This is a genomic window from Verrucomicrobia bacterium S94 (assembly GCA_004299845.1).
In the GTDB taxonomy this organism is placed as follows: domain Bacteria; phylum Verrucomicrobiota; class Kiritimatiellia; order Kiritimatiellales; family Pontiellaceae; genus Pontiella.
On sequence record CP036201.1, the window covers coordinates 1,310,240 to 1,335,346 of the forward strand.

Consider the following 25,107-nt stretch of genomic DNA (forward strand, 5'->3'; position numbering starts at 1 on the left):
GTTTTCAATATGTTATGAATACTTCTATCACTTTACATTATGGCGTTTATCAGCATATTGCTCCCTACTGGAACGGAACCACCTATTACGGAAACACGTGGCGGCTGTATTACAATGAAACGGCTGGCGCACGGGTTATTACCCGTTATGAAACCGTCGACATGTCGCCCGGCTACATCTACCTTTCGCCTCCTCACCTCTCCTTTCAGGCTATGTCAGAAAATGATCCCAAACAGTTCGGACTCCATTTTTATGCCTCTGAACCCTACGACCGGGTGGAGACCAAAGTCTATGCGATTCCTATGAGTTCACTGCTTCAGGAACTGCTCGACGCAACACTGAACGAAATCCGGCCTTATCCACAGTTTCTGACCGATCGCGGAATGATGTATGCCACTGCTCTTACCGCAACCGCGCTTGCCGGAATACCTGCTGAATATATTCACGTGTATGCTGTGGATGTCCGGATTGCGGAAGCCATGAAATATTTTCAGGACAATATTCATAAATCCATTGATCTGGAACAGGTGGCCGGACGGGTCGGCCTGAGCAAAGGCGCCTTCATCCGTCTGTTTAAAAAAGAGACCGGTTTAACCCCCTACGCCTGGCTCATGGATTCCCGTATCGCCTGGGCGTGCGATCTACTCACCCGGAATACAATTCCCATCGATCTGATTGCGGAATATACCGGTTTCAATGATCGTTTTCATTTTTCAAAAGCATTCAAAAAAAGAATCGGTCTGGCTCCTGCGGCCTACCGCGACCGCGAACCCAGACCAAACCAGCCGGAAGAAAACCATACAATGCTACTGTCCGATGACGACATCAGCCCGGCGCGATAAAGGCGTTACCTGCTGCCGCTGCAGAGCACCATCTGAAAAAACGCATTCAACGGTCGTTCGACCCGGCGCATGCAGCTTAAAATCCACATCCCAGCCTGCAGGCCAGGCGGGCAGCATCCGGATCTCCCGGCCGTCTTTGGCAATCGTCTGCAGACACATCTCCTGCAGACCAACCATCCCGACGGCCCCCCATTCCATCGAGGGCATGCAGCCATAGCCCGGCCCCCAAAAGGCAGGAAACCGTGCTTTAAAGTTGCCGGAGCGAGGATCTCCCTTTGCATCACTCATTTTTTTCACGATATATTCTTTTGCCTCATGGCTCAGGCCCATACGGGCCAGCATAGGCACCTGCTGCCCCCAGCCCCACCACGCCTCTCGCTGAGGATAACCGTTTATACCGAACTCTTTCCCCAGATAGGTATCCCCCGCAGGATCCAGCCCATATTTCCATGTATGAACTGCAGTATCCAAACCAGGCAGCCCCAGCGCATAGATCCCATACGGAAAAACCGGATAGAGCTGAGCAAGCTCCCGGTTGCATAACCGACTCGACGACTTCTCCTCCAGAAGCGGTGAGAGCGTCCGATGTCCGTTGCGCATGCGGAAATTCAACTCAGGAACGCGGGCGGCCCAATCCCGAAACAGCTCTTTCTCCTTTTTGCTGACCCATTTATCGGGAAGCGCAAGAAGAGCCTCCAGATTTTTCCGCAATGCAGCCGCTTCCAGAATCGGATTCGTTCCCGTCTTATAGGTTTCAGTAGCCTGCATCCCTTTCATGACCAACCTGCCGTTTTCATCCCAGTCCCGGCCGGTCCGGCGGCGCTGCAGCATTCTGTGATATTCAAAATGAAAAATAACCGCATCTTTCATAAACGGAATATAGGGCGAAATATCCGCACCGGTGAACCGGTACCATTCATGCATCATGAAAGCAAACTCCAGCTGGGTATGGAAATAGTGCGTGTGATGATACTGCATACCGACCTCATGCTCCGGATTGCGCGTACCGAACGGCGGCTCCCAACCGTAGTGATAGCCGTTCGGCAGTCCTGCACTATTAATCTGTTCCGCAAAAGAACACCCTTTAATGCCGAACGATACCTCATTGCGCAACTGAGCATTACGCAGATTTTTACGATAGAACTCGAACTGAGGGCGCATCATTTCAAAATCACCGCTTTTAAGCATCGGCCAGTGAACCAGCCGCTGGTTCATTCCTGTCCACGCTCCCCCACTTCCGGTAATCCGCATTATAGAATGCGGGATTCATCCCCCGCTTCCCATCCACATAAAAATGGTCATAGATGAAAAGACCGCCATTGAAATGTGTTGGAAATTCGCCGAAGGCATTACTCGCCAGCATATAGCGCATCAGCTGATAATTCCGCCCGACCTGCCAGCCCTTATCATCCGCTCCCCGGCCCTTATTTATGATGATATGACTCCGGGTCCAGAAATCCCTCCACCACTGAACATTCCTCTCCCAGACCCCGGAAACCTCCGCGGTGCTTTTCCGGAGACCGGCCATCCATTTGTCCCTATGTTCAGTCTGGTCGGTATGCAGAACTAGCCGGATATGATGCTGCCTCGCCGGTTTGACACTCTTCAGATTCCACGCCTTATAAGGCGTAAAGACATAGCTCCCGTCCGTAACATCTGATGGCGCCAGATTATTCCCCAGCATCACCCCGCCGAAAATACGGTTCTTCGTCGGCAGATACATCTGATCGATCACCCCGTCGAGACGCTGAAGTGCGATTTCTTTTTCAATCAGATCATCACCGCAGTTCTGATGAAAAAACAATACCCCGCCCTCAGCGAAATCCACCTGATCCGGATAGGAGAATACGTCACCGTTATACGTACAGTATCCATACATCGCCCAGCGATTATAATCCCGCCCGTCTCCTTTCGGAATGAGCTGTTTCTGATTCCGCCACGACTCAAACGATGCCGTGATTTCAGACTTCTTTTCCGTCTTCAGCTCGACATGAACGACCGGGCGACACACCTCCACCCACACCCGGATATCCGCGTTGTTCTCATCTGACCTGCCGGTAATCAGAACACTGCCCGTTTTCAGATCCAACTCCTGTCTGAATGAAAGATCTTTCCCGTCAGCGGAAAAAGGGTTCGGCTCCATCTGAATCCGAACCCTGCCGGTTTTCAGCAGCTGATCGTTTTCATCAATATTGCCACTGCGCTCAATATAAAAAAGCAGATCGCCATCCTCCACCCAGACATTGAGTCCGATATCCCCGCCGCCGCACGGCATAGACTCACTCGGATTTTTACTCTGCGTTTCCCAGAGCACATTAAAATCGTCCAGCCATTGCAAATCCGCACCAGCGGATAAACGGAACAGCAGAACGGATGCAATCAACCAAATCGCTTTCATTTTTTCTTCCGGACCCGGGGTTTAACATAAGCGTTACTGCTGATCACCGTCGCATCGTCGTGTCCTCCCAGGTCATGAATACCGGCAAGGCTCGAACTTTCAAACATCGCATTATTGGCAATCACACTGCCGGAAAGATTTTTCACGATCATACCGTACTTGGGATCCGCATCTTTATAATCATGCTCTTTCCGACCAAACCAGCCCCATAGATTATTCCCGGTAACCACGGCACCCTGCGCGTCCTCCAGCCAGATCTGCGAACTGTTCAGCCCCTCAGCATCCACTCCGTTTGTCCGGATTTTACAGCCGGTGATAGTGTTGGCTGTTGAATGAATCATTTTAATACCCGGCCCGAAATTATGATCAATCGAACAGCCGTTCACCTGCATGGAATTCGAATTTTCAATCATAATTCCGCCCTCGGTATTCCATTCGATCCGGTTAGCCGTCATAGCCACCGACGCGCATCCGAAAAACCCGATCTCCTTTTTCTCCTGCTCGCTCATTCCCTCAGGGGCATCACCGCGGGCATAGAACCCCGCCCCGGTATTGGCCGTCAGCATGGTATCAATAACCCAGCCGTCGTACCCGCCGGTACAATCAATCCCGTGCTGTCCGTTCCACATAATCAGGCACCGGCGGATCGCGAAAACCCAGGCTTTTTCCAGCCGGATACCTGCGCCCGTAAAATGATTAATCCGGCAATCCTCCACCACCAGATGAAGCTCACAGCCTGTATGCCGTGCATAGATGCCATGCATCGACTCTCCCAGCTTATTACCATCCAGTGTCAGGCCGATAATCCGGGTGCCGCGCGCATCATAACAGTCGAGCAGTGCGCGGGCATCGCCCGACAGTGCCTTCAGGGTGGTGCGTCCCTCAAAATCCGAATCCGTACCGGTTTTGTTTTCATAGGCCCAGTTGGAATCGCCTTTCAGCGCAATATGTGACGGCACCTTGACCGGATGTATCATATACGTTCCAGCCGGAATATAGACCACTCCACTTCCAGCCGTCGCCGCTTTCATGGCCCGGTTGAACGCGGCGGTATCATCGTGCCGCCCATCACCGACAGCACCGAAATCTCTGACATTCAAAAATACACCTTCAGTCATGTCCACCGATCTTCCCGTCGCGGCCAGTACCACAGAAAAACCGGCCAGCATTGCGATTATTGATTTTATCATCATTTGATTTCCGCCTTAAACCAGCCGCAGCCCCACGAAGCACACCAGAGTTGGGATTCATCGTAGGGATCCGGCTTCACATCCACGATTTTATCAGGTTGCCCGAGTCCCCGGTTGATCTTCCGCCAGGTTTCGCCCGCATCTTCAGAAAGATAGATCCCGGGATTCATAAACTCATGCGACCGCCGTACAATCTGCCCGGCAGCACTGATCACAATCAGGTCCGGATTAACCGGCGAGGATTCCGCCTGCCATACAAAAGGCGCCTTGAAAATCTGTTCCCACGATTCTCCGCCATTCCTGCTGCGCCATACACCACCCTCTTCATAACTGCCGTTATTTCGACCCGTCGAAATCAGGATATAGTTCTGAGTTCGGTCAATGAAAACATTATTCACCGCCCTGATTACGTCCGGAATGGAAACCGGCTCCCAGTGCCCTCCCCGGTTCAGCGAAACATAAAGCCCGCCCCCGTCATTATTCAATGCGGCAAACAGGATTTCCGGATGATCCGGATGCATGGCAATACGCCTCACGCTCGCGTCGGCCGGAAGCCCGGAATTCATCAATGTCCATGTATAACCGCCGTCTGACGATCTATAAAATCCGTACCCGCCTTTGCTCAGCTCCACACCGGGACCATTATGCACTTCCGAAATCCGCTGATACGTTGCGCAGAAATACATATTATCCGGATCCACCGGATCAATAAGCAGAGAATTCTGTGAAGCCACATTCTGCCAGATCCCGCTGTCAGCATCGAAAATCGTGGCGATATTCTCCCAGGTCTTACCGCCGTTCGTCGTGCGGCGCAGTTTACCCCGGTGCTCCTGCCGCCAGGACAACGTATAAATGGTATCCGGATGACGGGGATGCACGGCCACCGTTGAAATCGAATGCGCCCCGTCGGGATGAACCTGCCCTTCAATCTGTTCTACGGCGACCGCGGATTGATCCCGCCAATTGCCCGAATCCGTGGTCTGCCATAATCCATGTTCACCGCTGCACAACAGCTTCCGCTCCGGAATCCCGGTTTCCAGCAACATAAAACGGCCGGGCAGATTACTGCCGCCGCGCCCGATCCATTTTTCACTTCCCGGTGCCGTTTCAAAATCATCCACCTGTTTCCAGGACTCACCTTTATCAGTCGTTTTGAGCGTCTGCTGATCCAGCCCGATAAATACTGCCCCCGCAGCATTGATACTCATCATACGGTTCCCTGAATATCCCGGATTCGTATCCATATAGGATTGCAGGTGCGCAAATGTTACATTGGTTCCAACGGGATTGTTGCGGGACTTCCAATATGCAGACCCGCGCCCGCTCTTCCAATAAGCCCCATACCGGGCAACCACGCTCCACGTACGCCCGCCATCCAGCGTGCGCCAGACATCCCCGGGACCGAATGTCCGATCATGCTTCCTGTTATAGGTCACATAAATCTCATCCGCCTTATTCGGATTTACCACAATACGGTTAAACGTCGGCAATGCCCGTTTCGGCAGCACATTGAACCGCTCCACCGCCTCCGCTTTGGATAGCCCAAGCCAATGGGCCACGGTTTTATAAAAACGGTCATTCTCCCATGGGCTGTCCACCGCATTCAAATCGAGAAACAGATTGCCGGTAATACTGACCCAGCTTTTTCCGCCATCGGTACTTTTAAAAACGCCCCCAACTGATTCAATGCAGTTTTTTTTCAGCAAATAAACCGTCTGTTCAACCAGATAAAGCACAAATGTTCCGGTAGTTTTATCATAAAAAGAGGTCAGGTCTTTCGGTAGATTATTCGGCAGCCCATCGGCTCTGTTTATCCAGGTAAGGCCACCATCCGTACTGAGCATTATTCCATGAGTCGTAGCCATAATGATGTGCTGACTGTTTTCCGGGTGCACAATAATACGGGCAACATCCAGATCCTCCGGCAAACCGTTTCGGATCTTCCGCCACGTTTTACCGCGATCCGTCGATTTGCAGATATAGCCATAGTCTGCATAATCAAATCGAGTGCCATGGAGATTTGCCGTCGATTTATGATTGGCTTTAATGTTCCAGAAATCACCGGCACCAATGTACCAGATATGATCATTTGAAGGATCCACCGCGAGCTCACTCAGCCGTGTTCCCATCTGTTCATAATACCAGCCTTTTGAAAAAGATTCCGGATCGTTCGGATCAATCCCCACCTCTTTCCAGCTGCGACTGAGTTCCGATGTTTTAGTCCAACTGCGACCACGATCGGTCGTTTCATAAACCCATCCGTTCCAGTCAATCGCCATACCGAAATCCGGATTCTGCCGGGAAAACTCAACGTCCAGAACCCGTTTCATCTCCTGTCCGGTACCATCGGAATCCTTCAGCGTATGCCACGAATCCCCGCCGTCCCACGTTCCGTAACTGACGTGCATATCGGGCCCCATAAACATGACATTGGTATCCGACGGGTGACACCAGAAATTTTCACAATAGCCCGACATTCCGGGCCCGAAGTTTTTCCAGACCACTGAAGGATCGGATTCCACCCGCTCCGTACGGATCCGTTCAAAAAAATCAGTCTCCGGAAATGCATTAGAAGCCAGCATCAGAACGATAGAAATCCACGATTTTACAGTCATATCAAATCAGCTCATTTCGGCATCGGACGATACAGCGTTTTTTTGCCCATGGTTCCCACCGGCCAGTCATCGGTCCGGAACGGTGTAACCGGCAGACTGTTCCGGTCATAAAGATTAACCACCGGATTATCCGCCCAGCCATAGCGTACCGCAACCGGTTCGGGAACTTCATCGGACCAGACCTCTACTTTATTTTTTCCGACAATCTTTGCCTCAGCCCAGTGGAATTTCCGGTCCTCACCGGCAATGGCGAATCCTTTCACTTCCGGCACATCAAAGGCGTACAGATGCGTTGCCACATGATCAAACGTCACCACCGCTTTATCTCCTTTAATTTCCAAGGATTGGAAACGCGGACTTTCGGTCGCAATATTAAATCCATAGTCTTTCCCCAGAGCATGGCGCACCAGGCGAGCCGCCGCAGTCTGCTTGTTCCGATAATGAATATCCCGCGCTTCTCCCAGATCGATCACCACCGCCTCCCCGGTATGCGGGAGTTTCAGCGTCATGGTCTGCGCCTCGCGCAGTTCAGCCCAGTAGCTTTCGCCGGGTTCCGGCTTCTCATCACTATGGTCCGCCAGCTGAATCCAGTAAAACGGCAGATCATCATTATTCCACCATTCCCGCCACTTATTGATCAGTAGCGGAAAAAGCGAACGATATTCATAAGCACGTCCGATATTGCTTTCACCCTGACACCAGATCACCCCTTTAATCCCATATCCAATGGTCGGATGGAGAACCCCATTATAAATATTTGCAGGTCTTTTCTGCCCGGTACGAACATCCCTCGGTTCAAACCGTTTCTTCCCGGGCTTTCCGTCTGCCACCCACTGTTTGTATTCAATTTTCTGTTTTTCCAGATATTCATCGGAATACAGCGACAGATATTTATTCCATTCCGCCAGATATTCATCCTGTCCGGCTTCCTCAAGTACATGGATTGGAAGCCAGGCTTCCAGATCCGAACCGCCCCAGGCATTATAAATCAGTCCGACCGGAACATTCAATGCGTGGTACAGCTTCCGACCGAAGAGAAATCCGGGCGCAGTAAAGTTCTTCACGGTTTCCGGCGTACACTCGGTCCAGACGGCCTCAATATTAAATTGCGGCTCCTGCGTTCCAACCCTTGGAACTGCCAGCAGACGGATGTTCGGATAGTTCGCCGTCGCAACCTCCATATCATAATCGTTGATCGCATTCATCGACCACGCCATATTCGATTGACCGGAACACATCCAGACCTCTCCAACCAGGATGTTGCTGATTTCTGATTGAAGCCTACCGAATGAATAAATTTTCATGCTTCTGGCCTTGAAACTGGCTTCCAAAGGATCAAGTTCAACTTTCCAATGCCCTTTTTCATCCGCCACAGCCGTTTTCTTCTGCCCGGCAAATTCAACGCTAACCCGCTCTCCCGGATCAGCCATGCCCCAGACCGGATTTTTCTTCTGCTGCTGCAGAATCATATGATCACTGAAAATATTCGGCAGCAACACCTCGGCGCCCGCCGTGGTGCAGGCCAGAACCAACAAAGATATGATTTTAAAGTTTTTCATCATCTACTTTCATTTATTGATTTAATATACGGCCAACGAACGATGATCAGCCCGAAAACAGGACATATAATTTGCCGTACAAAAGGCTAATCCATCTGAACATTTACCCGATAAAACGCATTGCTTGTGCCTTCAGGATCAGTCAGTTCAATGAGCGAACCCGTTCCGGCCACTCCATTGGTCCAAACGAACCAGTTTCCGGAAAGGTTATCCGTTTTCTCTACGCTATAGATTCGATTCAGCGCAGAGCGGAATTTAACACCGACGACGCCTGCAACAACCTCACCTGCAAAGTATTCCTGCATATTATTCGGATCTGTATCCGCAATATACTCCTCAATATTGCTCATCACATCACCATCAGCATTGCCTGTTCGATCTGCCAGACCATGCTCCTCCATCCAGTCCCAGAAAAAGGGTTTTGCCACGCCGGTCGTCAGTCCGGAGATATCCGCCTTCCAGAAGCCGGTTCCGGACAGACAACACCAGAGAATCGTCTCATCGTAGGGATCCGCCTGAAGTTCCCGTATCTTTTCCGGTTGGCCGTGACGCCGGTTGATCTTATGCCAGTTATGTCCTCCATCAACCGTCACATAGGCACCGGGATTTAAATCATTTACATCATCATCTTCACCTGCAATCACAGCAATAACCTGATCATTTGCAGCACAGGCATTCACACCCCGGACATTCGGAAAATCAAAAATAAGGACCCATGTCTCCCCGCCATCACGGCTCACATAGGCCCCTCCGATTGAACCATCTCCTTCACGTCGGCCGCATGCGATATAAAGATCTCCGGTAGTTTTATGAACCATCACATCGTTCACGCACGTTACTCCGGCCGGCACGGTCATGGGGAACCAGTTCGCTGCACCATCGACGGTTTTATACAGTCCGCCAGGCGTTCCGGTATGTGTATAGGCCAAGGCGGCATAAATGATCCGTGAATCGACCGGATCCATGAACAGTTTCCAGACACTGGAACCGGAAGGCAGGCCGCTGTTCGGATTTATCCAGGTCATCCCGCCGTCCATTGATTTATACACCCCGTAAACCTCCATATCCGCGGAACCGTTTCCCCGGTATTTACCGGCTCCTCCATACGGCTGCCAAATGCTGTACGGTATTGTAAAATAGAGGATATCGGAATTTTGATGATCCACCATCAGGGATCTGGAGCGAATGTCGATATCCGGAAACGGGCGGGAAAGAGTTATCCACGTTTCACCGCCATCGGATGAATGGCGCAAATGATTTCTTTTATCCTGCCGGAACTGGAGCGTGTAAATTTTATTGGTGTCATTCGGATCCACAGCAATCGTTGTAATAGAAGTCGGATCATCTTTATCAACACTTTGCCCCGTCAACTGCTTCACCGCAATGGCTCCCGGATAAACCAGATCTCCGTCATGCATATTGCGCCAGAGTCCATGTTCACCGCTACCCCAAAGATAGGTCCCCGGTGTCCCGGTTTGCAAACAGATCGATTCTCCCGGAAGGTTGCTATTTCCCCGACCGACCCAGTTCCCGCTTCCCGGTGAGGTTTCATCATCATCCACCTGAATCCAGGTTGCTCCGTTGTCGGTGGAGCGCATAACCTGCTGTGCAAATGCCGTGTAGACATGACCCAGCTGATTCACCTTTACAAAACGCGGTCCAACCGTAATGGCATCATATAATCGGTGGTCCCGGTCAACATGTGCCATAGTCGTATTCATCCCCAGCGGCTGAACAGCCCGGGAATTCCAATAGTCATCATCCAAACCGTTAATCCAGTATGGCCCCTCACGTGCAGCAGCAAACCAGTTGGTCCCTCCATTTTCAGTCATCCAGATATTCCCCGGAGGAAACGCATAATCATGTTTGAAATTATGAACCAGATACACCCGGTCTTTATGAGTCGGGTCCACGGCAATCTGATGAAACTGGCTGAAGGTGGATGCCGGAAGATTATAATTATTGCTGATATCCGATGCGGTTGTTTCCATCCAGAAAGCCACCGCCCGATAAAACCGGTTGTGATAATCCCATCCAAACCTGGAAATCTGTGTAAAATCAATGGCCAGATCACCCGTTAAATTTTCCCAGTAATCTCCTCCGTCGGCCGTGCGATAAACACCACCCGATGTCACAATCTCGCTCCCGACCGGATCATAGTGCGTGATTTCTACGATATAGAGCAGAAACTCCCCGGCTCCACCGTTGGCTTCCGGATCAAAATACGAATCCATATAGCGCGGCTGATTGTAAGGGAGACCATTCCCCGGAACTTTTGACCAGCTCAGCCCTCCGTCTGAACTTCTATACACTCCATGCTGACAGGAGGCATACACTTTATTGGAATCGCGCGGGTCGACAATGATCCGGCTGAAGCTCGAATCTACCGGAAAAGGAGATGAGACCTGAGTCCAGTTTGTACCGCGATCTTTCGAGTACATAATGAACCCCTCAGACATATAGGTCTTCCACGGCGAGGTATTCGTAATTCCGCTTTTCGTATAATGCGCATCTTTAATGAAGGCACCCCCACCGGCGCCGATATACCAGTTGTTATCGTTGGAAGGATCAACTGCAATAACATTATGCCGTTTATCACTGCCGGGAATCGGCTCGCATAAAAAGGTCCAGGATGCACCACGGTCAGTACTCTGGAACAGCTCGCCCCGGTTGGTTTTCACATTACGCCGAACGGCCAAACCGAAATCAGGATCAGTATAGGAAAAATCCATCGCCACGAAGTAGTCAGGATGATAACCGCAGCCATCAGAATCGCGCATGCTTCTCCAGAACGCGCCTCCGTTCAGCGTCACCTGACTGTTACCCATATCCAACGAATCATACATTGCATTCGGATCGCCGTTATTAATCCAGAACATGTCGATATAACCGGACATCCCCGGACCGAAATGCTGCCACTGCACCAACGGGCTGGACTCTATACGCTTACTTTTAAGATCGGCAAACCAAACCGGGTCAATAGGTGATGTTTCCGGCGTTGCTGCCGAAGTCCCGATTTCAAAATAGATATTATCCACATACAGATAATCACTGAGTGCTGTGCCGCCCTGATCAATACCGATAAACGGCCTTGCCGCATTCACATTCGTATTCAGGAAATCTGAAATCAATCCGGAATATTCAATATGATACTGCCCGGCAGTACGCACTGCCATACTTGCGTCGGTCAGATCTTCCGCCGCCGTACCGTTCCAGGTAAATTTCAGCCTGATATCGCCAACCGCCGTGGAAAGTGTGGAAGGAATATAGACATCAAAAGACAGCGTATAAGTCTGGGTCGGCGAAGTCTGAGTAAAAAAGATCGGGTCTGATGATGATCGCAGTGCTGTCCAGGCATTTGCACCGGTCGACAAACGAATAAATTTTCCCGAAGCATATGTAAACGAAGCGGCCGCCCCGGAATCAGTTGAAGCATCGACTATGATCCCGGAAGCCGTATTGGCGGTCTGAACCACAGTTCCTGTCAACGTCTGATTATTTCCGGAGGTTGCACCCAGCGACGCTCCCTCGAAATCCTCACTCCAGATTATCTGTGCACCACTCGCTGTAAGCAAGGTCAGTAACACTGCCCAATAAATGTAATTCCTCATCTGACGGCCTCCTCTTCGCCGGCCCATAATAGACCGACATTATAACCTGAACAGATTGGAATATTCACTGTCCCGTTTTAACTGGCTAAAAGATAACTTTCTCAGATGATACCGGACCGGCCTCACTCTACAGGGACAACATAATCCGGATTGGGCACCGGCATATTGGCATTCACATCCTTCAGCCATTTTTTAAACTTACGTTTCAGCCGCTCCGCCAGTTCCGGGTTTTCTGCCGCGATATCATTCTTTTCGCTCGGATCCGTTTTGAGATTGTAGAGCTCTACCGAATCATCGTCGTACCAGTTGAGTAATTTATAGTCGCCCTCGATAATGGCACCGCCCAGCCGGTTTTTCGCGTGCCAGGCATAATTCGGATAATGAAAATAAAGTGCATCACGTTCTATCCCGCCCGTACCGGTCAGCAACGGAACCAGACTTTCGCCGTCCAGAATAAGATCCGGATCTTTCGATATGCCGGCCACTTCCATAAAGGTAGGAAAATAATCGAGATGCGATACATATTCTTCGCTGACCGTTCCCGGCCTCACTCTGCCCGGCCATCGAACAATCATTGGAATCCGCAGTCCACCATCATATAGCCAGCTCTTGGTCTTCCGCAGCGGCGGAGCATCAGCAACCCCATAGTTAAATCCGCCATTATCTGAAGTCAGAATAACCAGCGTATTCTCCTGCAGTCCGAGCTCATCCAGTTTTTCCAGTAAACGGCCCAGCACCGCATCGGCCGCCTCCACCATCCCGGCATACACCGGATTACCGACCTTTTCACCCGCCGCCTTCCGTGCCTTATATTTTTCAGTCAGTGCATCCGTAGTTTCCAGCGGGGAATGCACCGTGTAATTCCACATAGCAATCAGGAACGGCTTATCTTTGTTTGCCTCCATATACGCCACCGCTTCATTTGCCAGGCGTTCCGGCAGGTATTCACCTTCCGGTCCGTTTGGAAGGTAAGGGTTTTTATAGGGGGAAAACCATCCGCCGGGAGGTCCGCCGTTTCCATTACCGCCCGCATTATTTTCAAATCCCTGATGATCCGGCTGGGTGCGTTCATCCTCCACCCGGTTGCTGCCGTCGGTTTTCTGGCGCGACAAATGCCATTTCCCGAAAAAGCCGCAGGCATACCCGTTATCCCGCAATACCTCAGCAAAAGTAACCACATCCGGCGGCAGTGCCGTCACTTCCGGCGCACTCAGCAAAACCGGATTTTCCGGGGCAAAATGCTGATTGGAGATATGGTTGGTCAAATGCAGCCGGGCCGGTGCCTGACCACTGATCACTCCGGCCCGCGACGGGGTACAAACCGTGGATGCCGCATACGCATGCCGGAAAAGCATGCCTTCTTCGGCCAACCGGTTCGCATGCGGGGTATCCACCGCCTTGTATCCGTAGCAGTTGAGATCATACAACCCCAAATCATCGATCATCACAAAAACAATATTCGGCGGACGCTGTTCTTCACCCGATACCGCACCGGCCAGTAAAATCACCATCGTCAGCAGCATATTCTTCATTATATCCAACTCCTCATGCATTATTCTGCAGGCAGTTTTCAATATATACTGAAGAAGCGATATTGGCCCTTTGGTTATTTATTGTCCGGCACAAAAGCATCAACCGGGCGAATCATAATATAATTATCCCGCTCGCCATGAGGAGCCCGGTCCACAACACCCACCAGCAGCGCAATAACTTCACCCTTATCATTCAGAACTACTTCCGGACGCTCAATCTGGGCCAGCTGTTCGTCAGCTACCCCGCCGGATTTCCTGATCATCGGAAACGGTTCTGAACGCCGCCATACGGCCTGCGGAGAAAACAGCTTATAGTCGATTCCGTTTTTTGACGTAAAGTAAATCACAGACTTCTGCTCACCGGTCACATTCCCCTGCCAGTCCGTCAGAATCACGTTATACTGATTATTCGCCCACCAAATCGTCGGATCTTCATGTTCAAAACCGTACGGCAGCCGGTTTTCTCCATCGCCGACTTCTGTATAAGGCCCCAGATAGGAATCGGCACGATAGGCCTTCAGCGTACGGATAACCTTGTCGCCGACCTTCATATTATCTTTTCCGACGGCATAAGCACGGCCGTCTTCATGCACCCACAACGCAGCATTGCTGCAGGGCAGCACCACGTGATCAACTACCTCCCACGGACCTGTAATGGAATCCGCCAGCGCAAAGCCCGTTGTTTTTGCCGGACCGCGGCTTCCCGACATCGCCAGAAAATGCAAAAGAAATTTATCGCCGACTTTCATAATTTTGGGGTTATGCAATCCACGTTTCCCCCACGCATAGGGGAAACCGGGACCATCCATAACAGTTTCGCGGAACTCATACGGACCGAAAAGTGATTTAGATGTTGCGCGAATGATGTGGCTCCGTCCCCAGTGCGTTCCCTTTTTCCAACGCGAACAGAACATATGCCAGGTATCACCTACCTTGATCACACTCGGGCACCACACCCCATAGCCCTCCATCTTAAAGATGGCTGATTCTGGAACAGGTAATAAAGCATCTCTCAGCGGATTCGATGTGAGATACGAAGCTTCGTACGCATTTTCCTTCCTGCCGATCACATCCTTAACCAGCAGTACCGCCTCCGGCAGCTGCGGACCGTCGGAAACCTCGCCGACACGAAATGTATATTGGCCCGGCGCAGTCAGATTCCGGTTATTTCCCCACATAATCTGAAGAAGCTGCGGATAAACCGGAACGCGAAATTCTGTTGTCGTCCCGGCTTTGCAGTACACGTCCTTCACCTGACGAAGCGGGTTGATTTCATGTTCCGGCGAAAAATCGTACCCCTCTTTCGAGATGTAGATGCCTAACTTTACGGTCTGCGCCTCAGCACCGTCGTTCAATAGCGTAATATTTAAATCCGTAGTTCCATCGCGCGCAATCTCCGGTTTTTCCAGAAAAAGTCCGGTTATCCGGATGCCTGCAGCGGCCTGATATCCCAGACAGCTTAAAATCCCCGCCACAGCCATCCATTTACTCAAACTCACTTTACCCATTATTAACCCCGTCCGAGTTCCGTTTTTTCCGGAGTTTTTCCCGGTTTATTCTGATTATTCCGAAGACCGTTTCGAGTAGCCGACAACGAGTTCGCCGCGTTTGGTCTGACCGATAAGTTTACCCACAAAATTTTTCTCGGTAAGACCGTTTTTCCCGCTGAAAACAAGCACCAGACCATCCTCATGCGGTTCCGTTTTCAAAACTTCAGCCCCGCCGCCGAAATTAACGGTTTCCGACCCGCCGTACCGAAGAGACTCCACATCCAGATCGTTCCGGGCATTGAAGCCCTCTTCAGAATGAATCAGTACACGAATCTCCTTCGTATCAGCAGTCACCTTTTCTTTGTTCAGCATGGTCAGACGCTTATAAACTGTCAGCGGAATAATCAGATGCTTTGAGCTATGGCGGTCATTCCCGTAATCATCGGCCTTCGGCACATCAATTGCGGCCAACTGGAGATGCGTGGCCCGCCCGAATTCATCCTGAATCACATTCGGCCGTTCCACTTTATACCAGAAGGTACGGGTTCCGTCTTCATAGACGGTACAGCTCGGCGTATAGGCCAGACCGTCTTCATATTTCCAGTGAATTCCATCCGGCGAACGCAGATAAATCGCCCGGTAATCCAGAAAAGCATTAATCATCATATGATACTGCACTCCGTCATACCACATAGTCGGATCTTCATAATTTGAATAACGGTATTTCTCAGGAATCGTCTCATTCTCCTGTGTAATTCCGCTTACCACCTCATAAGGTCCCAGAATTCCCTGTGTACTACGAATCATCGCCCCGGCTTTAGTGACAAAAAGAAAAGAGCCGTCAACACACTGCACACCGGAAAGATTCCGTTCCAGCCGGTAGGCATTCTTATAGTTGTCGGGAACATTCACCTTCATTTCCCCCAGCCTATTCCAGGGTCCCTCCGGAGAATCCGCAGTAAAGATGGTCGCCTTCCAATCCACAAGCGAATACATCGCATAGGTACCGTCGTTCAGCGGAATAATATTGGCGTTATGACCCAGCCCTTTTTTATAGTCATACGCCAGATCCCGAACCACCTCATACGGCCCTGTCGGATGTTCAGCCACCGCATAGGCCACCGTAGACTCCGGCCAGGCCCAGTGCCCTTTCCGATGCCCTTCCGGCCAGCGCACAATATTCAAATGATAGATCCCATTCTCCTTAACCGCTTTTCCGCCCCAGTAGCTCCAGAACGAATCCTCGATCCCGTTATCCGGGTCACGCGGACGAACCGGATCGGCACCCCATACATCATTACGCAGCCGCTTATGGATCGGCATCGGCTGAATCAGATCACTGAACGAAGCCCCGCGAACCGCCTTCACCCGTGCGGCAGAAGATGCGGACAACGGCCCTTCATTTCCGCTGTGATCCACCGCCTTCACTGCATAGCGGTTTTCAACGCCTTTCACCGGCAGCATATCTTCAAAACGCTCTCCTCCAACATGCGGCGCAATACATTGCATTCCATCGCCGGTATCACGATAAACGCGATAAAAAGCAACATCACGATCGTTTGTTTTCCAATACAGATTCACCACCCACTCTTCACCAAAGGCCTTAAGATCAAAGGGAGCGCCGGGGGGTACTGAATCTGTTTTCCGAACGCGGCAGACCTCCGAAACGGCATCCCCGTATTTCAGCGTGTAAAAGTAGGTCCGCCCATTGATAATCGAAGCATCCGTCCAGCGAGGAACCGCAATCCCTTCAGCCACCTTAACATAGCCGCTACGTTCATTTTCACTGCGGTAAATATCGACCTCAGTGGCCGAATCCCAGGTTAGTTCAATCCCGTCGGAAACCGCATTGGCCGCCAGGTGAACAGGGTCTGATTCCAGGAGCTTCAGATCCACCCAATGGACATAAACAATAATTCCGTGTGTCGATTCCAACGTGAATTTAATCCGGGGCATACCCCGCCCGACATCCGCCTGGCTCACGGTATAATATCCTTCATAGATTTCAGGTTCACTCGGCCCGTTCGGCACCTTTACGCGGTCGGCCACAACCCGTTCGTTATCCCGAATTTCAGAGCCAGCGTAACCCGGCCGTCGCAGGGATATTCCGTGTTCGAAGAAAACCGCCAGTGCAGCACATCCCCTTTATTCAGCGACTTGACCGCAGTATGATCCAGTACCCGGCTTTCAAAAGTGGCCGATGAAAGACCGCTGATCATCATCGAGCGTTCCGCAAAACCGGCCTTTCCTCCGCCCTTCACACTTTCAACGACCCAGTCGGGCGACGGCTCCGGCCGCCGCCAGTTTGCGCGAAAGGCCTCGAAATCACCATCCATCATACTTGCACAGGGAATATTACTTCCAACAATCGGAACATCTGCCACAGCACAGAGTCCCGAAACCAACAGCATCGCCGTACTGATTTTTTTCATCACCACACTCCAGCAAATTGTTCGCGTTAAAAACAAATCAGGTCATCACAGTTCACGGATCCGGATGTTCCGATACCAGACTTCACCACCATGGTCCTGAAACCAGATTTTCCCCTTCATTTTTCCAAACGTTTCAGGATTTTTAAATTTGCTCTTAGCAAAGGCTTCTTTCCATTCCGGACTATCGACTTCCACATCCACCACTTTCACACCGTTAAGCCAGTGCTGCAAACGGTTTCCTTTGGCCACAATTTTTCCGGTATTCCATTCCCCGGCAGGCTTATAGCAGCTGTCATCGGAACGGCCGAAAAGGTCATAAAGTGCCGCCGCCCGGGAGACCGGCCATTGACCGCGCACATGTTTTTCATCATCCAGAATCTGATATTCCGGGCTTTGGCCTTTCGCCCGGTAATAGACCCCGCTGTTACCTCCTTCGGAGATTTTCCATTCGAACTGCAGTTCAAAATCCAGAAAAGATTCCCGGGAAGACAGCGACCCACCCTTTACACCGGCCGGAAGATGAACCGAACCGTCCGCTTCCATCACCCATCCAGCTGACGGATTTTTCTGCCACCACTGATCGAGATTCCCGCCCTCCAAAAGATTCCTCCACTCTCCTCCGGCCAATACTCCTCCGACCAGAAAAAGGGTGGAAATCATTATACGTTTCTTCATCACAAACTCCTACTTCTTCTTATTCATTCCCCGAACCAATTCGTCATACTCAGGAATCCGCTCCGGCCGGCACCGGTCAAAAAAGTCACCGTTGCCAGACATCCTTGGATCACCCTGTTCAGTCAGGGCCTCAAAAAGTTCCTTTTTCATCCTGCTCTTCAGCTCCGCATACTCCGGATTTTCAGCCAGATTCTGCATGCATTCCGGATCGCTTTTAACATGGTAAAGTTCTTCCCGCGGACGCTTACCGAAACACAGCTCCCACGCCTCGGATCCTTTATATTTATACATGATTTCCGACTTGGTCGGGCTCCAGTCCGTATCCCGGAAACCCGCCTCTTCCGTACCGCACGGCCAGCGGTCCGGCTCGAAATTATGCATATACACAAAGTCACCCCGGTGCAGACTGCGAACCGGATAACCCCACCCGTTCGGGCGGCACATATCGTTGCGCTCCCGGCCAGTCAGCACACTATCGCGCCTCTCTACTTTATCGGCAAAGAAATCAGACAGGCTCCGCCCTTCAACCGGCTGCATCCCGCAGTGTTCCATATCAATTCCGGCAGCTTCCAGACAGGTCGGGGCAAGATCGATCAAACTGGCGAACTCCCGGCAGGTTCTTCCGGGATTTTTAATATGCCCGGGCCACTTTACAACGAAAGGAATGCGCGTAGCAAATTCGTGTGGATGCCCTTTATAGCGAGGAAAAGGCATGGCATTATCCGACGTAGCGATGATCAGCGTATTCTCTAATTCACCCGATTGTTCTAACGTTTGTAAAATTTTACCAAGATGCCGATCGAAATATTCCACTTCAACCGCATAGTCGAGAATATCATGCCGCACCGCCTCGGTATCCGGCCAGAACGCCGGAAGAAACTCCAGCGATGACAGACTTTTCCCCGCCTTTACTCCCGATTTATATTCATATCCCCGGTGCGGCTCCTTGGCGCCGTACCAGAAAAAGAAAGGCTGACCGTCCGGCCTTTCAGCCATAAAAGCCTCAAAGTTGGCAGAATAGTCATACGGAGAAACTTTCAGAGACGTTGGTTCAATACGATGCTGATTATATTCCTTTCCGGTAAGGTTCCGGCCCTTCGGATGAACCCCCGGATTCCACCCCTTTCCGGTGAAACCGGTAAAATAGCCGTTCTCTGTCAGCACCTCGACAAAGCTTATAAATTTATCCGGCCACACCGGCTTATGATTCGCCGCACCTTCAAGCTGCCATGGATTTCTGCCCGTCAGCATCACTGCACGCGATGGAGCGCACTTACTGCTAGGCGTATACATCCGCGTAAATTTAAGCCCTTCTTCTGCAATCGAATCAAAGTGCGGTGTCGAAACAAACTGATGTCCGTAACAGCTCGCATGCGACATATCATCGGCACACACAAACAAAATGTTGGGGCGTCCTGCAAATGCTGAACAGCAAAACAAACCCATGTATAAAATAAAAAGAAGCGGTTTCATTATTCCCCTTGTAAGAAGTCCGAGCTGCAGAAAATAAAAGACCGCAAGTCTGAATTTCTGTCTGAACATACGACCCTCTACCTTCCGTCAGTTCTTACATATTATAGTACTGTTCCCAACCTTTACGCGGCGTATCTTCAAGAAGACTGTTAGCGAGGTCACTGTTTTTAAACCGCTTGGTTTCGCGATCAAACTCCAGTGTTTCGCCTTCATTTCCGATCCGCTGTGCAATGGATCCGAGAATCAGGAACTGTGAAAGCGGTCCCCCGATAGAGAAGGGCGAACGAGCCTTTTCTGCTCCTTTGCAGGCCAGCAGGAAGTTGGCGTAGTGATCGGAGTTCCGTCCGAAATCCTTCGGCAGTTTCCCGGCTTTCAGCAGTTCCCGGTACCGATCGTAAGGAATCACCTGCAATGGATTGCCGTGGTGTTTGCCATAAAACACCAGATCATCGCTAAAGATAAACTTGCCGGGATCTTTATGGAAATTGTGCTCACGTCCTTCAAACTCTTCCGGAATCGGCGGCAGGTTTTTCCAGCCGTCATAATAATCCACCGTCACGGCCGGAAGGCCGTTTCGTTCCGGAAATTTAAAACCGAGCGTGGATGCTTCACAAAAAATAAGATCATGTTTCCCCTGCAGCTTTTTCACTTCGATCGATTCCGGCAGACCGAATTCCAGGAAATGATGCATCGTATCGAAAATATGCGCACCCCAGTCGCCGAAAGCACCGGTGCCATACTGCTGCCATCCACGCCACTTGTTTCGCGCGTAGAGTGTACTGTAGGGATGAACCGGTGTCGTCCCCAGCCAGACATCCCAGTTGATGTGCTCGGGCATCGGATCCCCTGCAGGCCAGCCGGTAATCGCTTTGCTCTTGTCGTAGTGATGCGGATACCAGGCAAAACCATTGTTGATGAAGGCATCCACATGACGGACGTTTTTAATAATTCCGGCCTCTTTCCAGGCCTTGAACTGAAAATAGTTATCACCCGAAAATCCCTGATTGCCCATCTGATTGACAACACCGTATTTATCGGCAGCTTTGATCATCAGGTCAATTTCCTGAAAAGTGCGTGCCAGCGGCTTTTCGGTGTAGACATGTTTGCCCAGCGCCATCGCCGCCATCGTGACCGGGAAATGCGAGTGGTCCGGAACCATCACCATCACCGCATCGAATTCATTGGCCTTTTCATCAAACAGCTTGCGCCAGTCATCATAAAGATACGCTTTGGGAAAGCGGGCCTTGGCTTCATCGACATATTTTGACTTGAGATCCACATCACACATGGCCACAACATTCATCAGCCCTGAACGCTCGAAATTACTCAGCAGCCGATTGCCGCGCCCGCCTACGCCGATCCAGGCGATATTCACCTTTTCGTTTGCGCCTAAAACTTTACCGGGAATAAGAGAAACCGCGGTTGCAGCTCCTCCCGCAAACAACCCCGTACGTCTTGAAAACTTCATCATAATCTCCTTTTAAAACAAGCACACTGAACGAACGATATAGAACGGAAACATTGTACACGGAACAAACCTATCCAATAGGTTTATGCCGCCTGCATCTCAGGCGGATTTTCCAACGCCCGGCAGTCAAAAGGCCCGGTATCCACCGGGCCTCAAACTGCACTCATTTTCTGTGCGGATTCACATCATAAAACGACGGCGGATTAAAATAATACCTCCCCCGAAAGCTGCGACCAATCCAAGCGTGGCCGGCTCCGGGACCACTTCCAGCCGGATGTTATCCATATACAGATAATCAAAGTTTTCCTGCACCAGCTTTCCGCCGTCCTGATCAATACCGATGAACGGCCGCGCTTCATTCACATCCGTGTTGATGAAGTCGGAAATCTGCCCGGTATAAACAATGTGATACTGACCGGCATCCGCCACCGTCTGACTCGCGTCTGTCGCGCCGTTTCCACCCGCTCCGTTCAGCTTAAAGCGCGGCTGAAAGTCGCCGACGGCTTTATCGAGCGTAACCGGGATATAGATATCGAAAGACATCGTATAAGTGGCATCCGCTGAAACCTGCGCAAAACTGATTGGATTGAGCGCGGAACGAACTGAAGCAAAATCATTCGAGCTGGCTGAAAGACGGATAAAGTTTCCGGATGCGAGTGTGAAGGCCGCTGCGGCAGTCGGATCAGTTGTGGAATCCACCACAATGCTTGATGCCGTATTGGCTGTCTGAAGTGTAGTTCCGGCAAGAGTCTGATTGTTCCCGGAGGTCGCACCAAGTACGGCTCCTTCGAAATCCTCAGACCAGACCACATCCGCTGTGACCTGCATAAACAGGCCGGTTGCAATTAGACCGGCAGTCAGTATTGTTTTTCTCATTTTCTTCCTTTCTTTTTTGGGGTCATCAAATCTCCCCGCCCGAAGGCGGGGAGGCTCCTGAGAGCGAGATGAAAAAGTTCTGCATCCGAAAGTGCAGGAGAATTGTCCTAAAGCTCGTTAACTTTCAGCTCGATGAATTTGGCATCAAGGTCCATCGGGATAAAATTGGTAACGGCTTTATAATAATAATTGATATTTTCTTCCCCGAGCACCTCAGCTGCTGCATCAGGTCCCCAGTTTCCAGGAATCGTCAGATTACCGGATGTTTCCAGTGAATATTCAATGCCCGGTTCGGGATCGCGCAGCTCAACACTGACCACAAGGAATCCATTGGTTCCATTGCGGTTGACCGGGATATACTGAGGGAGCGCCCCGCCATCGCTGAAGACACCTTCCGCAGTCGGGTCACCGCCGAACGCATACTCTTTGATATTGGAGACTCCGTCACCGTCGCTGTCTTCATTCAGATTGGTCACACCGCCGTACTGTTTCATCCAGTAATCCGTAGACGGGGTTTCCCCCTCAACGGTAACTTTAAACTGGCTCAGCCCCAGATAGGCGATTTTATTACCGAACCATCCCATTGCAGTGATATTGGTCAGGACGGAGTTGTCAGCCAGAGCAGATCCCGGCGCCATAAGTACATTGGGCTGAGGATTCAGTTCATTCCACGTCTCGGCCATAATATCGGCAACAGTGTAATCACCGAACCCGGTCTTAATACCCTGCAGTTTTATGCCTCCATCACCAACATACCATTGATCTCCGTTGCGGATGGCCGGATATACGTAAGCCGCACCGACTCCATCAGAGTAGGACCGGACTGCCAGATACATGGATGCATCGTCACTGGTTGCATCAATATTTTCCGGAATGGTGCCGTCCCAGTCCATATCATCGATTTCGATGTAGGCCAGTTGCTGTGGTGAATTTGCATCCCAGCCGGCGCCCGCAACCAAACGCTGTCCGGCACTCGCACTGTTTTCAATCTGGTAGCTGCGGAAGGAGTTTGTCTCCGGAAGCTGAGTGAGTCCATACAGCGTATATCCATTGTACGTTACCCCACCGCTGACTTCTCCGTTTGCGATCATTGGAGAGGAGCCTGTGCGGTCCAGATAGACCAGCGTACCGTTTGTCGCAATCCCCGCCTGACTCAGGTAGAACGTATTTGACGTAGAATCAATCCAGTCATTCCGTGTCCCATCCATATCGATTATCGTGAAAGAAGCAACTGCAGCTCCGGGAACTTCATCGGACTCGGCACTGCCGGTAGTATAGTTTGCGCGAACCGTGTACCAGTTGGTCTGTCCGTTATAACGCGGCGTATCGACATATTCGGGATCCGTCAGGCCGCTAATCAGCTCAATCCGATCACCGTTCGGCTCCTCGGCCATGAAGACATCATAACTCATGGTTTCCAGCGTCGGTTCCCAGGAAAGCGTAACCGTACGGTCTGAACCGACAGCAACAATGCCGCTCGGCGCAATCGGTGCAGACACATTGTTGGTAGAATGGGTTACAGTGAGAGCACTGAGCTCAACATCAATACGTTCCCGCAAACCGTCCCAGCCGTTAATCTGAGCCTTATAATAATGACCCATGGTAAAATGAACCAGCGGGCTGTTATACAGGGAATTCTTTGTTTTCAGTACAGAGGTTACCGTATTCAGTCCGTTGGAATGGCTGACCCCGGTGGTCAGATTGGAAAGAGATGCTGTCGCCTGATAGGTTCCGAACTCGGTTGTCTTACGGATCTTCCAATGATAACGAATCAGATCGGATTCAAAGTCGCTCTCAAAATCCCACCCCGCCTCCGTTCCGGGAAGCATCGCATCCAGCCGGCTTTCATCCGTATCATTGGCGGTGTCAGCAAACATCGCCACAATCCGACCGTCAGCACGAACTTTTACCGTCATCAATGCCATAGCATCATTGGTGGTCAGATTCAGAGTATTTGTCGTATCCGACGTAATGCCAAACGCGAAAACATCCTGATTATAAATAATTCCGGCACCGTCCTGGGACATCGTCAGTTTAAAGTCCACATAACCTTCCCAGGCATCTGCGGCATCATTAAAAGTCGCATCCGACCAGAAAACCGCATTACCGGTGTTGGTACTGTGATTACCGGCAGAGAGCGTATCCGCTTCACCGGTTGTTCCTGAATTGATCACACTGAAGGCATTCGGCGCACTCCCGGCAGTCTGCACCCAGTTGCTCTGTCCGGCCAGATCTCCATCCGTATATCCATCCGCAGCAGTAAACCCGGTATCAATAAAATCGTCTGTCACAACATTCACCGGCGGAACATAAGGAATGATCTCAAAATGAATGTTGTCCATATACATCATGTTTTCTACGGCCACACCGTCCTGATCAATGCCGATGAAAGGACGAATGGTGTCTGCCGGAGGGTTCCCGTTGATGATGTCGGCGCAAGAGCCTGTATATTCAATATGGAATTGCCCGGGCCCGGTTTGAACCATCGTTTCCAGCGTCACTCCGTTGCCGGCAGTCCCCGAAGCTTCCAGACGCGGATTGAGATCGCCTACCGCTTTTGAGAGGGCTGTTGGAATATAAATGTCAAATGAAAATTTGTATGAATCAGCCGCATTCGCCGAAAAGCCACTGATGGTGGAAGATGACCGCACTGAACAGTATTTGTTTTCTCCGACCGACAGCAGAATACAATTGGTCCCTCCATCAGCTGTGGAAAGTGTGAATTCCGGTGGTGCACTGGTTACCACGCAGGATGCGGCATTGGCCGTTTGAACAACGGTATTATACAGAGTCGCATTGTTTCCCGATGTCGCACCATTTGTAGTGCTTTCAAAATCCTCCTGCCAGATCACCTGAGCGGAAGACGTAAGCGCTGAAACCAGAACAGCACCTATGTATACTGAACTCCATTTTTTCATCTCTGTTTCTCCTCGATGTTCTTTTTAC

General features: G+C 50.9%; 14 protein-coding genes and 1 pseudogene. 1 reads left to right on the top strand and 14 read right to left on the bottom strand.

Annotated elements, in window-relative coordinates; translation table 11 throughout:
• Positions 1-14: 14 nt before the first annotated feature.
• Positions 15-842 carry an AraC family transcriptional regulator gene (locus EGM51_05395; protein QBG46857.1) on the top strand — a complete coding sequence of 276 codons (828 nt, stop codon included), beginning with the start codon at positions 15-17 and terminating at the stop codon, positions 840-842.
• Here EGM51_05395 and EGM51_05400 read toward each other — a convergent pair.
• The 14 genes and pseudogenes from EGM51_05400 to EGM51_05465 form a co-directional block, all read right to left on the bottom strand.
• A complete protein-coding gene (locus EGM51_05400) occupies positions 807-2,057 on the bottom strand; it encodes a hypothetical protein (GenBank protein ID QBG46858.1) in 1,251 nt (416 codons plus the stop codon). The genes EGM51_05395 and EGM51_05400 overlap by 36 nt on opposite strands.
• On the bottom strand, positions 2,023-3,240 hold the full coding sequence (locus tag EGM51_05405) for a hypothetical protein (protein QBG46859.1): 1,218 nt from the start codon (positions 3,238-3,240) through the stop codon (positions 2,023-2,025). The genes EGM51_05400 and EGM51_05405 overlap by 35 nt, the downstream gene beginning before the upstream one ends.
• Complete coding sequence (locus EGM51_05410) at positions 3,237-4,433, bottom strand: hypothetical protein (GenBank protein ID QBG46860.1); 1,197 nt, start codon at positions 4,431-4,433, stop codon at positions 3,237-3,239. The genes EGM51_05405 and EGM51_05410 overlap by 4 nt, the downstream gene beginning before the upstream one ends.
• Entirely contained in the window at positions 4,430-7,045 is a 2,616-nt protein-coding gene (locus EGM51_05415) for a hypothetical protein (GenBank protein QBG46861.1), read from the bottom strand. Before EGM51_05415 ends, EGM51_05410 begins: the two co-directional genes overlap by 4 nt.
• A gap of 11 nt (positions 7,046-7,056) precedes the next feature.
• Complete coding sequence (locus EGM51_05420; GenBank protein ID QBG46862.1) at positions 7,057-8,607, bottom strand: sialate O-acetylesterase; 1,551 nt, start codon at positions 8,605-8,607, stop codon at positions 7,057-7,059.
• Positions 8,608-8,690: 83 nt separating this feature from the next.
• Positions 8,691-12,215, bottom strand: coding sequence for a hypothetical protein (locus tag EGM51_05425; GenBank protein QBG46863.1), 3,525 nt, complete (start codon positions 12,213-12,215; stop codon positions 8,691-8,693).
• A gap of 122 nt (positions 12,216-12,337) precedes the next feature.
• Entirely contained in the window at positions 12,338-13,768 is a 1,431-nt protein-coding gene (locus EGM51_05430) for a DUF4976 domain-containing protein (GenBank protein QBG46864.1), read from the bottom strand.
• A gap of 53 nt (positions 13,769-13,821) precedes the next feature.
• The gene (locus EGM51_05435) at positions 13,822-15,255 is read right to left on the bottom strand and encodes a hypothetical protein (protein QBG46865.1); all 1,434 of its coding nucleotides are present in this window, start codon (positions 15,253-15,255) and stop codon (positions 13,822-13,824) included.
• Positions 15,256-15,309: 54 nt separating this feature from the next.
• Positions 15,310-17,669: pseudogene (locus EGM51_05440) on the bottom strand (hypothetical protein).
• A gap of 45 nt (positions 17,670-17,714) precedes the next feature.
• Positions 17,715-18,344, bottom strand: coding sequence for a DUF1080 domain-containing protein (locus EGM51_05445; protein QBG46866.1), 630 nt, complete (start codon positions 18,342-18,344; stop codon positions 17,715-17,717).
• Positions 18,345-18,353: 9 nt separating this feature from the next.
• The gene (locus EGM51_05450; protein QBG49251.1) at positions 18,354-19,790 is read right to left on the bottom strand and encodes a heparan N-sulfatase; all 1,437 of its coding nucleotides are present in this window, start codon (positions 19,788-19,790) and stop codon (positions 18,354-18,356) included.
• 121 nt (positions 19,791-19,911) lie between these two features.
• Complete coding sequence (locus EGM51_05455; protein ID QBG49252.1) at positions 19,912-21,285, bottom strand: Gfo/Idh/MocA family oxidoreductase; 1,374 nt, start codon at positions 21,283-21,285, stop codon at positions 19,912-19,914.
• A 180-nt stretch (positions 21,286-21,465) separates the two neighbouring features.
• Positions 21,466-22,161: a PEP-CTERM sorting domain-containing protein gene (locus EGM51_05460; GenBank protein ID QBG46867.1), complete on the bottom strand. Its 696-nt coding sequence runs from the start codon at positions 22,159-22,161 to the stop codon at positions 21,466-21,468.
• Between the two features lie 107 nt (positions 22,162-22,268).
• Positions 22,269-25,079, bottom strand: a complete 2,811-nt coding sequence (locus tag EGM51_05465) for a hypothetical protein (protein QBG46868.1) — start codon at positions 25,077-25,079, stop codon at positions 22,269-22,271.
• Positions 25,080-25,107: the final 28 nt, after the last annotated feature.

Bases quoted from the DNA above. Each gene is read 5' to 3' on its own strand.
- EGM51_05455 (QBG49252.1), bottom strand. From the start codon at position 21,285: ATGAAGTTTTCAAGACGTACGGGGTTGTTTGCGGGAGGAGCTGCAACC.
- EGM51_05430 (QBG46864.1), bottom strand. From the start codon at position 13,768: ATGCATGAGGAGTTGGATATAATGAAGAATATGCTGCTGACGATGGTG.
- EGM51_05450 (QBG49251.1), bottom strand. From the start codon at position 19,790: ATGGGTTTGTTTTGCTGTTCAGCATTTGCAGGACGCCCCAACATTTTG.
- EGM51_05425 (QBG46863.1), bottom strand. From the start codon at position 12,215: ATGAGGAATTACATTTATTGGGCAGTGTTACTGACCTTGCTTACAGCG.
- EGM51_05395 (QBG46857.1), top strand. From the start codon at position 15: ATGAATACTTCTATCACTTTACATTATGGCGTTTATCAGCATATTGCT.
- EGM51_05460 (QBG46867.1), bottom strand. From the start codon at position 22,161: ATGAGAAAAACAATACTGACTGCCGGTCTAATTGCAACCGGCCTGTTT.
- EGM51_05445 (QBG46866.1), bottom strand. From the start codon at position 18,344: ATGAAGAAACGTATAATGATTTCCACCCTTTTTCTGGTCGGAGGAGTA.
- EGM51_05415 (QBG46861.1), bottom strand. From the start codon at position 7,045: ATGACTGTAAAATCGTGGATTTCTATCGTTCTGATGCTGGCTTCTAAT.
- EGM51_05465 (QBG46868.1), bottom strand. From the start codon at position 25,079: ATGAAAAAATGGAGTTCAGTATACATAGGTGCTGTTCTGGTTTCAGCG.
- EGM51_05410 (QBG46860.1), bottom strand. From the start codon at position 4,433: ATGATGATAAAATCAATAATCGCAATGCTGGCCGGTTTTTCTGTGGTA.
- EGM51_05420 (QBG46862.1), bottom strand. From the start codon at position 8,607: ATGATGAAAAACTTTAAAATCATATCTTTGTTGGTTCTGGCCTGCACC.
- EGM51_05405 (QBG46859.1), bottom strand. From the start codon at position 3,240: ATGAAAGCGATTTGGTTGATTGCATCCGTTCTGCTGTTCCGTTTATCC.
- EGM51_05435 (QBG46865.1), bottom strand. From the start codon at position 15,255: ATGGGTAAAGTGAGTTTGAGTAAATGGATGGCTGTGGCGGGGATTTTA.
- EGM51_05400 (QBG46858.1), bottom strand. From the start codon at position 2,057: ATGAACCAGCGGCTGGTTCACTGGCCGATGCTTAAAAGCGGTGATTTT.